Source organism: Streptomyces sp. NPDC049585 (genome assembly GCF_040675615.1).
Lineage (GTDB): Bacteria > Actinomycetota > Actinomycetes > Streptomycetales > Streptomycetaceae > Streptomyces > Streptomyces luteosporeus.
The window spans coordinates 38,549-51,174 of the sequence record NZ_JBFAPE010000037.1; the positions used below are offsets into that span (position 1 = coordinate 38,549).

Sequence of the window (12,626 nt, forward strand, 5' to 3'; positions counted from 1 at the left end):
GTGGGTGTCCGGGCGCCGACGGTGTGCTGGCTCTGCAACCCACCCCCACCCTCGCGCCCGTCACAACGGCGGTCGCCGATCTGTCCCCGGCTGGGTCACGCTCACAGAGGTGGTCAAGACCCGGGAGAATATCTCGGTCGGCGACCTCCGCGCCTTCGCTGGGCACCGCGAGCCGGCGCTGTCGGGCTGGTTCGATCGGCCATCGCTCAGGCGCTGGAGCGGCAGGCTGAGATGTCCGCCTTGGTTTCTTGAAGACGTTCCGGTGAGGGCGACGCTGTTGCCCCTGATCCCCGGGACGAGTCAGGCCGCTCGGCGATGCTGGCCACGACGGCCATGAGCACCACGGTGATGGTGATTGCCCACGGGGGCAGGATCTCGGGGAGCAGCGGCCCAACGTAGGGCATCGGCGTGAGCAGCCGGCGAGCTGTACTCCGTGAATGTGGGCGTCGTTTGAAAAAGTGGTTCTGTCTCACATTCCGTGCCAGAGCCACGGAGGGTCACCGAATCCGCGATCATGACCGGCCGTGGCTGACACGCTCCTCCAAGACCTCTGGTTTCACCAGGCCGACGACGTCGTGATCGAAGACATCGACACCAACAACGACCTGGTCCTCATCCGAGCCCGCACCCAACGGCACGCGCTGCGAGGAGGACCCGTTTGCGGAGCAGGTCGAAGCTGGCGCGGCCGAACATCTGCCGCTTGAGCATCTTGATCTTGTTGTTGTGGCCCTCGACCGGGCCGGAGCTGTAGCTCATGCTGAGTCCGGCGACGACGGCGTCGAGGTCCTGGGCGAGGCCGGTGGTGAAAGTGTGCAGGGCGGGCAGGTCGTCGGCTTGGACCTGGGCGATCCAGTGGTGGAGGTGGCGGCCGTTGCGGTTGTTCATCAGGTCTGCGAAGGTCCTCACGTGCTCGGCTGTCCGGCCGAGTTCGGGGCAGCGGGCCAGGATGTCCTTGAGCTGCTGGGCCTGGTCGGCGTCGAGGCTGTCGGGATGGCGGGTGATCCAGCTGGTGACGTCCCGCACTGAAGGCGGCTTGCGGGGTGCGTCGTCGTGCGGGAATGCCTCGCGGAGCCGGCGGGCGTACTGGCGGACGATGGTGCTACCGCCGGTGTAGCCGCGGTCGCGGAGCTCGGCGAAGAGCCGGGCGGCGTTCGTGCAGCCCTCGCTCCATCGCTGGTGGAGGTAGGGCTTGTGGGGGTCGAGGATGCTGGTGCCGCCGGTCCACTGGCCGACCAGCAGCTCATCGGGGCTGTCGGCATGGGCGAGGCGCCGGACGGTGTTGCGGGCCAGACCCAGCTCCCGGGCGATGCCGCGCAGACCCTTGCCCTGGGCGAGCAGGTCGTGGACCGCCGTGTGCTGCCGGCGGACGCGGTCCGACAGCCGGCCAGCGCGCCGGGGCCCGGCCAGGGCCGCCGACGGCGCGAACTCCGCGAAGTCCGTGGGCACAAACGGACAGGCCGGAGTTTCCTCCTGCGGTTTCCGTAGGAGGGCGCGGTGCTGGATGACCGTCTTCTCGACGGCTTCGGCCAGGTTTTTCCAGATGTGCCAGCGGTCGGCGACGTGGATGGCGTCCGGTGCCCCGAGCCGTCCGGCTTCGGCATAGGCGACGGACCGGTCCCGGCAGATCACCTCGACGCCGGGATGGTCGGTGAGCCACTGGGCCACCGTCGCCACGGACCGGCCGGGCAGCAGGTCGACCGGCCGGCGAGTCTCGATGTCGACCAGGATCGTGCCGTAGACATGTCCCTTGCGCAGGGCGAATTCGTCCACCCCGAGCACCCGCGGCGTTGCCGGCTCCGGGTCGGGTAGAGCGCGGACCAGCCGCAGCAGCGTCGACCGGCTGACCACCGAGGCCAGCGTCTCCACCAGCCGGGCGCCGGCCCGCCCCGCCAGCATCAGCGCGACATGCCGCAGAACCGACTGGAGGCCGGAGCTCCGGCGCCCGTAGCGGAACGTCAGCCCGTCGATCTGCTCGACGAACGTCGCCCGCGGACATGAACCCTCACGGCAGCGGAACCGCCTCACCCGTAACTCGATCACCACCGGGCGCCCACCGACCGGGCTGTCCGCGAGCCGCCGGACGTAACAGCTGTGCACGCGGGTCGAGAGGACTCCGCAGCTCGGGCATGCGGCCTGGTGCCGTTGGGTGCGGGCTCGGATGAGGACCAGGTCGTTGTTGGTGTCGATGTCTTCGATCACGACGTCGTCGGCCTGGTGAAACCAGAGGTCTTGGAGGAGCGTGTCAGCCACGGCCGGTCATGATCGCGGATTCGGTGACCCTCCGTGGCTCTGGCACGGAATGTGAGACAGAACCACGATTCGCGCGTCGCCGACACGTGAACGCGTTCCACACGCCGGTATCCGTAACTTGCTGGTGAGCGTCATGGCCTTGGTCAGCCTTCCTTTCAGATTCCTCGTTGCCGTCTCCCCGTCAGGACACCAGAGGAGGAGCGGTCCCGCAGGGCTCACGAGGGGGGCTCAAGGATCGCGGCAGGTGCTGACGTCAACGTCCCTTCCCTAGGCTGGAGTTAACGCGACGGCCGACCTGGAACGGGGGCGTGAGGCTATGACGGAGGGAAGAGCCTCCGGCCGCGGAGCGAACGTCTATCTGGACAAACTGATCAGGGAGTCCGGCATCAGCCACAAGCGGCTGGCGCACCGGCTGAACGAGCTCTGCTCGGCTGAGGGCATGGCCAGCGAATACACGCACACCTCTGGCGAGGCGGACAGTCGCTTGTAGCAGCAGATTGCTGCGGCTAATGTCGAGAAGGGCCTGGTATTACGGGGATCGCGTTCCTAGCGAGGTGGCAGGCGGCGGCAGCCGGTCAGCCAGGAGATCACGCCCTCGATCACCCAGCGCCTTCGCCCGAGACGTTCGCTGCACTCGGTTCCCTTGCGGGCGACGCGGACGCCAAGATGCCGCCCCGTAGCCATTTTTTCTGCAAGTCAGCCTGCTCGTATGCCTTGTGCGCGTGCAGGCGCTTGCCGTACAGCGAGTTGCTGTCACGAGCTCTAGGCTCATCTTGTGACTGATCAACTGGTTTTGCCGAGTGCCCCTGATGGCCTGGTGGCGGCGTTCCCGTCGCGGCTTGCCGACGACGTGTGCAGCGTCCTGTCGATCATGCCGGTCACCAAGCACGCACCGGCCGGGCCCATCCAGGTCGAGGTGCTCGGTGAACCCGTATCCGTTCCATACCGGATTTACCATGATGAGCTGGATGCCCGCATGCAGAACTCACTGACCGGAATACAGAGGATAGTTCTCCATTGTCTGTACTCGCGGCATCATGACGGCAGAGTCCGCCAACATCATCTCGGGCAGATGATGACGTCGGCCGAGGCGTGGATCGCTCCCTTCGTCGTACAACTGGCCGGGGAGTACGTCCTGGAGATCCTCGAGGCGATCCGCCGCGGACTTTCCGACCTCTGCGTACCGGGTTCAGCCCAGCGCGCGCTGTACGGACAGCTCCTCGCCCACAATCCCTCGTTCTTCGCTCGCACAGAACGGCGGATAGTGAGCTACTGGTCCTGCTACCACCGACGCAGCTACCCGGCGTTCCATACGTACCCTGGTAGTGCCATGGCAGAAGCGTTCCGGGATGCAGCATCCGAACAGCCGGGCACTCTTGCGGCTCGTCAGACCCCTCGGCCCGTGCGCATCGACTCAACCGGCACATACGAGTGGCCAGAGTGACTGAGGCCGCCCACGGAGGGGCGAGCCAGGTCAGCGAGGGTGCACTGCCGGCTTACGCGAGGAAGACCGGGTACAGAATCCTGCGCATCCCAAGCAAGCCCGTTCGTTAGGTCGGGTATCTATCCAGTCTTTGGCCAAGTCCCGATGGAACGCTGAGTAAGGTTGCGGCCATGGCGGTGAAGAAGGTGCGGTGGCCCAAGCTGGACCCGGACAGCGGTGTTGAGGACGCGACACTCCTGATCTTGGAATGGCTGGGCGAGCAAGGTGTTGATGCCTTGATCCGGGTCGATGCAGAGCGTATCCAGGCCGGCCAACCGGCATGGACTTTCGTTGCCAGCGGCGGGCAGTTGGCCGACGCGGTAAGAACGGATGGGGTATCGGCCGCAGAGTGCATGGGGAGAGCACTGTTCACGCTGCGAGAGGCCGGGCTGTCCGTACCTTTCTGACCTGGACGCGCTGACCCGGCCTCGAACGTCGCTATTGAGGCTGGCTTCCCGAACGGGCAGACGCCTGGAGCTTGCCGAGCAGGCGGCGGTCGCGCATTGCAGGGAGCTTGTGTTGCGCAAACTCGGAGGTCTTCCAGACTTCGCGTTTCAGCTGTCCTGGCTCTCTGGGCGCGCGATCCGGTAGACGTGGACGGGCGGGTGGTCGATCGGCAACTCGGGTCGCCATGCCCGCAGGGCCTGGGCAGTCGGGATGAACAGCGGCTCCGGAAGATCGTCGACGCCCCGCCATTGCCAGTCGGCCACCAGGTGCGGTTCGATCACTGCGGGAGCCCCGTCGAAGACGGTGACCACGGTCACAGCAGTCACCCGGTTGATGCCGCTCACCTCGTCCACGAGCATGGCGAGCACCTTGACGGACCTCTCATAGGCGTCCAGCGACGTCTCCTCGAACAACTCCCGTACTGCTGCGGCTTCGATGGACTCGCCCGGCTCGACCTTTCCGCCGGGGCACTCCCACACCCCGGTGCGGTGCTGCCCGAGCAGAACCTGGTCCCCAGGCCCCCTGAGGATGACCGCCACGCCGAATGCGGCCTGTACCAGCGGCGGCCAATCACTCCGTGGGCGGCTGGAGATCCGGCGCGGTGCCGGGCGGTCCTGTCGGCGGGAGCTGATCAGCTGCGTCACGTAGGCGTTGTCCGGCTCTGGCGCGGGCAGCAAGGTGACGTCCTCCATGACGAACCCGGCGTCGACCAGAAGGTCCTCCCACAAGCCGGGACTGAGAGCCCACATGCGGACGGCCAGTTCCCCGCCGCCGGCCAGCGGTAGAACCTCGTCGCGGGCGGTGACTTCGTCCATCGGACCGAGGCCTGCGGAGTTGGTGTGCAGGACGGAGAAGACCAGCCTGCCACCGACGCGGATGCTGGGTGCGAGGACCTGTAGGAGCTCGTGCGGGTCGATGAAGCCCAGGCCGTGGACGGAGTACGCCGTGTCGTACAGCGGCCCGTCGTGCTGGCAGAGGTAGTCGACGGCATCGGCCTGGATCAACCGGAGGCCGGGGGTGGAGCCGTAGCGGTCGACGGCTCGTTGGTGTTGGGAGGCCGAGGCCTCGACCGCGTCGACGAGCGCGCCGTGGACGCGGGCGAGGTAGGCCGGGTAGCGGCCGGTGCCGGAGCCGATGTCGAGCACGCGCTTACCGGCCAGCTCGCCCAGCACCTCGGCGCCCGATCCGGTGCCGCCCGGTGCCCAGTCGAGCCGTTCGGGTTCGGGAAGGACGGTTCCTCGCTTGAGGTGGTGCTGGCCGTAAACGGTCCATGCCTGCTCGTTCACTACCTCGTCGTTCACGCCTTGCCTCTCTTACGGCCGCAGCGCGTAGCAGCGCATGTAGTCGATGTCGGTGATGTCGACCGCCGACCACCCGACGGTCAGCAGGTCCTCGTCGTCGGCGCTGATGCCGACCCATGCCCGGTCGGGCAGGCGGTCGGCCATGGGGGTCGCCACCCAGAGCAGGCCGTCTGGGACGAGGAGGCGGCGCATCCGCCCCAGGAACGCCGGCTTGTCAGCGATGAAGGCGTACACCAGGCGCGCGGTGACCAGGTGCACGGATCCCTCGGTGACCGGCAGTGGCTCCGGGCCCTCGATGTCGGCCTCGCGGAACGTGACGCCGACAGCGGTGCTGTTCTCGGTGGCGAGGCTGATGGCGGCCGTGGAGCAGTCGATGCCGGTGGTGGCATAGCCGAGCTGCGCGACGTGGCGGGCGAGGGCGCCGTCGCCGCTGCCGACGTCGAGCGCCGTGCGGCCCGCCCCGGGTCCAGCGTGCTGCTTGAGGGCGGCGAGTTCGTTTTCGTCCAAAGGGCGGTAGCGGGTGCCGCCCGCCCACAACAAGTCCCAGTACGTCGCCGGGCCTTCGATCGTCACGCGGGTCTCCTTCGTCAGGTGGTGGCGGGCGGTGCGGCTGGGGCGGGGGCCTGGTGCATGGTGCGCAGGGAGGAGGCGAGCAGCACCAGGAAGGGCAGGACGAGCGCGGCGGTACCCAGGGCGAGGGTGTTCCACAGACCGAGCCAGGTGCCGGCGGCTCCGGCGAGGAGGGCGGCGAGCGGGCGGGTGCCGTAGGTGATCCACTGGCCGGTGGCGAGCATTCGGCCTTGCATGCCGGGCTTGCACACGGCCTGGCGGATGCTGCGCTGGGTGGAGCCCTGTGCTGTGGTGCACGCCAGCTGCACGAACAGGCCGGCGGCGATGAAGACCTGCCCGGCGTGGCCTGGTGTGGCGAGCAGCAGCGGCACTTCGGTGAAGGGGGTGATGGCCAGTGCGGTGAGCATGACGCGGGCGGGCCCGTACCGGTCCACGAGTCGGCGGACCATCAGGGCTCCGGCGACCCCGCCCAGGGCCGCCACGCTCAGCAACGTTCCCAGGGCGGTGGCGGAGTAGTGCAGGTCGCGGAGCAGGTACACGCTCCAGAGAGTGGTGAGGAAGGCGAAGACGGCGGTGTAGGCGGTGCCGGTCAGCAGCAGCGGCCGGATCGTGGGGTGCCGCACCACGTACAGCACGCCCTGCTTCATCTCGCCGACCAGCGAGCCCTTTGCTCCGGTTCGGACGGGGGCGGGCTCGGGGGTGCGGATGCTGCCGAGCAGGAGGGCGCAGGCGAGGTAGGAGGCGACGTCGAGGTAGACGGAGCGGGCAGCTCCGAGGACGGCGACGACGGCGCCGCCGAGCTGGGCGCCGGCGCTGTCGGCTAGAGAGGCTACGGCTCCGACCTTGGCGTTGGCCTCCAGTAACCGCTCGCCGGGGAGAAGGGAGGGTAGGTAGCTGATGCGGGTGGTGGAGCCGAAGAGGCTGGCCGTCGAGCTCACCAGCGCGACCACGAACAGCACCTCGAGCGACAGCCGGCCGACGGCATCGGCCAGGGGAATGGCGGCGTACGCCGCTGCGGCGACGAGGACGGCGCCGATCATCATGGGGCGTTTGCGGTGGCGGTCGGCCAGTGCCCCGGCGGGAAGCGCCACGAGGAGTGGCGGCAGGCGTTCGGCGAAGGCGAGGAGCGAGACCTCCCACACGGTCGCGTGCAGGGAGTCGACGGCGATCAGCGGCAGGGCTACCGAGGTGATGCCGCTGCCGACGAGGTCGACCGCGCACGCAGCCCAGTAGCGGACGAAGTCACCGTGCCTCCAGAGGCTGCTGGTTCCCGCCGGGGCCGTGGTCACCGGGCGTCGCTCCCTTGCATGGTGTCGGCCGGCTGGCGCTGTCCGGGCAGGGCCGCGTCCTGGAACTGGGCGCGCTGCATCTCGTACAGCTCGCGGAAGACGCCTGCGGTCGGCTTGTGCAGCAGTTCCTCGAAGGTGCCGGACTCGACGAGTTCGCCCTTTTCAAGGACGTGGATGAGGTCGGCGTGGCGGACGGAGGCGAGGCGGTGGGTAATCAGAACGACGGTCTGCCCGCTGTCGGCGAGCTTGCGGATCTGCTCGAAGACCTCCAGCTCCGCCTTCGCGTCGAGGGCGGAGGTCGGTTCGTCGACGATGAGGATCTCGGCGTCGCGGTAGCGGGCGCGGGCGATGCCGAGCCGCTGCCACTGGCCGCCCGAGATCTGGTGTCCCCCCTTGTATCCCTTCGACAACAGCGTGTCCCAGCCGCGCGGCAGCTCTTCCACGACGGTGTCGGCCCCGGCGTAGGCGGCGGCCTCCTCCACCGCCGCCTGGTCGACGGGACGCTCAGGGCGGCCGATGGCGATGTTCATGCGGCAGGTGAAAGGCCAGCGGTGGAAGTCCTGGCTGACCATGCCGATCCGCGGCCACAGCTGCGCGCGATCGAGGGTGCGGGCGTCGGTGCCGTCCCACCGGATGCTGCCCTCGTCGGGCTGATACAGGCCGGCCAGCAGCTTCGACACCGTGGTCTTGCCCGAGCCGTTCTCCCCGACGAACGCAATGATCTTGCCGATGGGGATGTCGAGCGTGACGTTCTTCAGGGCCGGCCGCTTCGCCTCGGCGTCCTTCCGGTCGTCGTCGTTGTCGTCGGGGTAGTGGAAGGTGACGTCGTCGAAGCGGATCAGCGACAGGTTCCTGGGCACAGGCTTGCCGCCGGTGGGGATGGCGTACTTCGCGGCCTCGGTGAAGAGGCGTTCGAGGTCGGCGACGTAGGCGGATTCCTCGTAGAGGTTGTTGACCTGGAGGACAAGGGTGGTCAGGCTCTGGCCGCCCGAGCGGATGGCGAGCACGGCCGTGCCCGCGATGGACAGCGACATCACCCCGGTGGCCAGCAGTCCGAGCAGCGAGGCGTAGGTGAGGGCCGCGGCGATGCCGGTGAGTGCGGAGGCGATGAGGCGGACGCGGGCGCGGCTGGCGGCGAGGCGGGACTGCTCGGTCTCGGACGCCTCGGACATGCCGCGGAAGTGCTGCAGCAGGAACGGGCCCACGTCGTGCACGCGGATCTCCCCGGCGGGCCCGGTGCGCATGAGGGTCTGGGCGAGGAGCCGGCCGGCGCGGGAGTGCTGCATCCACCTTAGGTAGCTCGCATACCGGGCCCGAGCATTGCGCAGGGAGGCCCAGGACCGCGGGACGGTCATCAACACGAGCAGCGGCAGCAGCACCGGGTGCAGGACGGTCAGAACACCAGCGGCCGCGACGAAGCTCACCAGGGAGCCGACGACCCCGGTGCACACGTTGACCATGCGGCGCGCCGCACCGGCGCCGTACTGGGCGGAGTCCATCAGCCGGTTGAAGTCGGCGTCCTCGATCGCGGCGAGTTCCACCTTCGCGACATGCGCGAGGTACATCTCCGTCGCAACGCGCTCCACCTTCGGCTCCAGCCGGCCCGTCCCCGCGGTGGAGGCGGCGTTCGCGAGGGCGCCGACGATGCCGGTGACCGCCACCCACATCATCGCGGGAATCGCCGCCTGGACGCGGTGGCTGATCGACCCCGTGGCCAGAACGACGGTCAGGACGCTGTTGACCGCCACGAGGCCGATGGCCTGGCTGATGCCGCGGATCAGCTCGCCGGCGCCGACGGTCCACAGGGCGCGGTGGTCGGCGCGCCAGGCCAGGCGCACGGTGAAGGCGACCATGCGGGGCAGCTGGAGCGCCATGGTCCACAGCGTCATCTCGAAGTACGCCTTGTGGTGGTCGGCCCAACGGGCGTTGTAGATCAGCGGCCCGCCGAACAGCAGCTTCTCCGACGCCGACCCTTCGCCCATCTCCGGAGCCATGGCCGTCTTGGTTCGCTTGATCTTCACGCCGCACCTCCCGTCGGCCAGCCGTGCTCGGACAACAGGGCACCGGCGCAGAACTGCTTCAGCACGGCGGCGGTGTAGGGCACGCAGTCCGCCGGCGGCCGCGCGGGGTCCGCCCACACCAGCGCCGAGCACTTCTCCGGCTCCCGGATGGAGGGCTGGCCGGTCCAGTGCTGGGTGGTGAACACCATCCCCATGCGCCCCTCGCCCTCGGGGCTGCGGTGGTGGATGGCGTGGCAGAACTCCAAATCAGGGGGCGCGATCGTGACGCCCACCTCTTCGACGACCTCCCGCCGGGCGCCGGCGGTGACGGGCTCGTGCTCCTCCAGGTGCCCGCCGGGCGGGCACAGCAGCCCTGAGGCGTAGACCTCCCCAGCCCGGCGAAGGAGCAGGACCCGGCCGTCGTCGCGGACCATCAACACCATCACGTCGACCACGAGCCGGTAGCGCGGCGGCTGCCTCACGCCCACCTCCCCATGGCCGTCCCAGCACGCCGGCCAAGCCCCGCCTGGCCGTGTTCGAATCGCAAACGCACCCCCGTGGCAATCACGGGTCGATCCTTGCGGTGATGCACTACGCCTCCTCGTTGACGAGCCGGTCGGACGAGTGATCGGAAAAACGGCCCCCGGACGGGTGCGGTCACGGCCTCCCGAGAGCGTTTCATCGCACAGAAATTCAAATGACCGTCAATCGGCCCGTGATCGCTGGGCAGGCGCCACAGCGGGCGCTGTGCGATTCACCCGGGCGTGGTTGCTCACCCGATCCGGGACTTGCGTTGCTGACGAGAACGACCGCCCGCCCCCTCGGCCCGGTGGTTGCCAGGCCGAGGTGGCGGACGCTTTGCAGACGGCCGGGTGACACCCTCACGAAGCCGCGATGGGCGTCTGCTCCGTCATCTTCTTCTTCGCGGGTTTCTTCCTGGTGAGCGGTGTCCGTGCGGCCGGCGAGGGTGCTGAGCCGCCGCGCTCCTGGTAGAGCCGGTCGGGGTCGGTCCAGCCATCGGGTCTGGGTGGGACGACCCACCGCACGTCGCGGGTGGAGGATCTTCTGGTGGTCAGAGGCAGCTCGATGACGGTGCCCGGCCGCAGCAGCCGGGCCCCCAGCCCAGCAGATCCCATCCCTCAGCCGCGCCACGGTCGATGAAGAACGTCCAGTGGCTGGCGTACGTGCTGGCGAGGACCGGGCCGACCTCGGGGCGGAGTGCTTCCAGTGCCCGCTGGCCGAGCGTGGGCCCGACGCGGACCGCGTCCCAGTCCAGCCCGCACCGCACGCGGACCACCCCGGGTATCGAGACCACGGGCTGGCCATGGAAACCGGGCGGCCTTCCTGTCCCTCTTCGTGGGCCGCCTACGGATTAATGAAGCTGGCCATCAGTCCGGCGACCTCCCGGTAACGCTGAGTGCGCCCGGCAGAGTGCTGTGCGGAGCGCGGTTGAGGATGCCGAACTGCCAGGCTCGCCGGACGGCATGGGCGGTGGCGCGGGCGTGCAGCTTCCCCAGCAGGTGCTGGTGGGCGGTGCCGACGTCGTGGCGCCGCTTTCCACGGGAGTGCTGCAGGGAGCGCAGCGACAGCCCGATGGTGTGGGCGTGCAGGACCTCTCACTCGGTCGTTTTCAGCTCAGGTGACTTCTCCGTCTCCGGTGTGGGGGCGGGGAACACCTTGTATTTGTAGGCGGTGTTGACCAGAGCGGGGACGGCGTTGCCGCCCGGGGGCCGCAGGCAGCGGGCGGCGGAGCGCAGCAGTTCCTGGAGCTGGCGGGGGCCAAGGGCCAGATCGATGGCCACGTGATGCTGGGAGTCGCCCAGGGCAAGCATGGTGATCGCCACGCGCTGCTCGGGCGTAAGGGTCGGCGGGGACCTGAGCTGAGCGAGCTCGTCATCGTCGAGCCGGTCGACCAGGGGGAGGTACAGGTCTCCGCCCAACGGCGGGAGCCGCAATTCTGTGAGGGACATCAGGGCCTCTCCTTGCTTCGGCCGGGGACGGCGGCCGGGTGCCGGCCAGTGGGTGTTGCAGCGCGATGTCGGCGGCCGAAGCGCAGGCGCATGGCCCAGCGGGCGCATCGTTCGGCGGTGACGGCCATGAAGGCCAGGCGCCCCAGGCGGGTACGCCACCAGGCGGACGGCAGCGTGAGCGGGTCGGGCACCGGAACGTGGGGCCAGCGGGCCGCCGTGGTTCGGCGCCACCACGCCCGCGCCCACACCGCCCCCCACCGTCATGTCACCGGGCGGCAGCTCCCGGGTGATGACCGGTTCGGGGGCGACGTGGATGAGCTCTCCGGCCGCGCGGAGCCGGGTCGCGAGCTCGTCACCGCGTTCCAGCAGCCCTCGGATCAGTGCAAGACCACGCAGCACCAGCCGCTGCGCCTCGACGCGAAACTCGCCTGGCCGGACTACCCGGCCCTGACAGAGGCCAAGCAAGACGCCGCAAGCCACCTGCGGCCCCTCGCCGATATCCTCGACACCTACGCGCGCACCGGGAACCTTCACGAACCCGGGCACGGCTGGATACGACGCCCTCGGCACCTACGAACACATCAACGCCGCCAACACCGTGTGCGTCGTCGACGACCACGGCCGCATCGCCATCGTCGAAGACCACTGCTACCTCCAAGGCCAGCTCCAGCTCCATCCCGGCGGCAGCATCGAACCCACGAGCCACCCGAGGAAGCCACGCGCCGCGAGTGCAAGGAGGAGACCGGATGGCGCCCGCACATCCTGCGCCTCCGGGCCACGACGCACCCTCTCGCCTCAGCGACAGCCGCCACCGCCCGCCTATACCTCGGCACCGACCTCCACCCGGGATCCATTCGAAGTGACCCGACCGAGACGGACATGACCGTTCGGTGGCCCTCACTGCCAGAGGCAGTGCGCGCCGTCGAGACCGGAGCAATCTGTGAGACCGCCCGTGCCCTCAGCATCGCCCTCGCCGCACGGACCCTCGCCCCCCCCTAGAGGGCAGTTCACCAAGGCCCCCGGTGCGACACGGCAACGTCCGCCATGATGGCTCGCGAACGACCACACGCGCGGGGAGGGACATCCGTGGGCGGCCTGAAAGACCCCGAGTACGAAGCCCTACTGGTACTGCGCGACACGGGAGCGCGACAGCAGCACGGTTGGGTGACCGACGACTGCGGCATCGCCCTGAAGATCGTGGACCGCCTCCGGGCAGCGGCTTTAGACGTCATTTCAGTTGGCGTGATCTTGCGGCAGTCTGGGGTGATGACTGCTGCGCTTGTCCAGCGGATGGCGCCGGATGACCTGTGGACGTT

At 69.0% G+C, this 12,626-nt stretch carries 12 protein-coding genes and 1 pseudogene; 4 read left to right on the forward strand and 9 right to left on the reverse strand.

From position 1 onward, the window contains the following. Nucleotides 1-612 precede the first annotated feature (612 nt). Nucleotides 613-2,250 carry an ISL3 family transposase gene (locus AB0K17_RS26920; RefSeq protein ID WP_365984555.1) on the reverse strand — a complete coding sequence of 546 codons (1,638 nt, stop codon included), beginning with the start codon at nt 2,248-2,250 and terminating at the stop codon, nt 613-615. A 477-nt stretch (nt 2,251-2,727) separates the two neighbouring features. Continuing rightward, nucleotides 2,728-2,984 (reverse strand): annotated as a pseudogene (locus tag AB0K17_RS26925) (IS5/IS1182 family transposase); the annotation flags it as partial. Nucleotides 2,985-3,025: 41 nt separating this feature from the next. Here AB0K17_RS26925 and AB0K17_RS26930 point away from each other — a divergent pair. After that, nucleotides 3,026-3,694, forward strand: a complete 669-nt coding sequence (locus tag AB0K17_RS26930; protein WP_365984556.1) for a hypothetical protein — start codon at nt 3,026-3,028, stop codon at nt 3,692-3,694. Between the two features lie 170 nt (nt 3,695-3,864). Beyond that, the gene (locus AB0K17_RS26935) at nt 3,865-4,140 is read left to right on the forward strand and encodes a hypothetical protein (RefSeq protein WP_365984557.1); all 276 of its coding nucleotides are present in this window, start codon (nt 3,865-3,867) and stop codon (nt 4,138-4,140) included. A 147-nt stretch (nt 4,141-4,287) separates the two neighbouring features. On the opposite strand, the gene AB0K17_RS26940 is transcribed toward AB0K17_RS26935, so the two are convergent. From AB0K17_RS26940 to AB0K17_RS26970, 7 genes are all read right to left on the reverse strand, one after another. Next, complete coding sequence (locus AB0K17_RS26940) at nt 4,288-5,481, reverse strand: NUDIX domain-containing protein (protein WP_365984558.1); 1,194 nt, start codon at nt 5,479-5,481, stop codon at nt 4,288-4,290. A 12-nt stretch (nt 5,482-5,493) separates the two neighbouring features. Next, on the reverse strand, nt 5,494-6,054 hold the full coding sequence (locus AB0K17_RS26945; protein ID WP_365984559.1) for a class I SAM-dependent methyltransferase: 561 nt from the start codon (nt 6,052-6,054) through the stop codon (nt 5,494-5,496). A gap of 14 nt (nt 6,055-6,068) precedes the next feature. Next, nucleotides 6,069-7,340 carry an MFS transporter gene (locus tag AB0K17_RS26950; RefSeq protein WP_365984560.1) on the reverse strand — a complete coding sequence of 424 codons (1,272 nt, stop codon included), beginning with the start codon at nt 7,338-7,340 and terminating at the stop codon, nt 6,069-6,071. Continuing rightward, on the reverse strand, nt 7,337-9,361 hold the full coding sequence (locus AB0K17_RS26955; RefSeq protein WP_365984561.1) for an ABC transporter ATP-binding protein: 2,025 nt from the start codon (nt 9,359-9,361) through the stop codon (nt 7,337-7,339). The genes AB0K17_RS26950 and AB0K17_RS26955 overlap by 4 nt, the downstream gene beginning before the upstream one ends. Continuing rightward, complete coding sequence (locus AB0K17_RS26960; RefSeq protein WP_365984562.1) at nt 9,358-9,822, reverse strand: NUDIX domain-containing protein; 465 nt, start codon at nt 9,820-9,822, stop codon at nt 9,358-9,360. The genes AB0K17_RS26955 and AB0K17_RS26960 overlap by 4 nt, the downstream gene beginning before the upstream one ends. Before the next feature lie 399 nt (nt 9,823-10,221). Next, entirely contained in the window at nt 10,222-10,476 is a 255-nt protein-coding gene (locus AB0K17_RS26965; protein WP_365984564.1) for a hypothetical protein, read from the reverse strand. 480 nt (nt 10,477-10,956) lie between these two features. Beyond that, complete coding sequence (locus AB0K17_RS26970) at nt 10,957-11,310, reverse strand: hypothetical protein (protein WP_365984565.1); 354 nt, start codon at nt 11,308-11,310, stop codon at nt 10,957-10,959. 126 nt (nt 11,311-11,436) lie between these two features. Here AB0K17_RS26970 and AB0K17_RS26975 point away from each other — a divergent pair, with 126 nt between their 5' ends. Next, a complete protein-coding gene (locus tag AB0K17_RS26975; protein ID WP_365984571.1) occupies nt 11,437-12,309 on the forward strand; it encodes an NUDIX hydrolase in 873 nt (290 codons plus the stop codon). Nucleotides 12,310-12,396: 87 nt separating this feature from the next. Beyond that, nucleotides 12,397-12,626, forward strand: a 230-nt coding sequence (locus AB0K17_RS26980) for a hypothetical protein (protein WP_365984566.1), incomplete at its 3' end; no start/stop codon positions are given.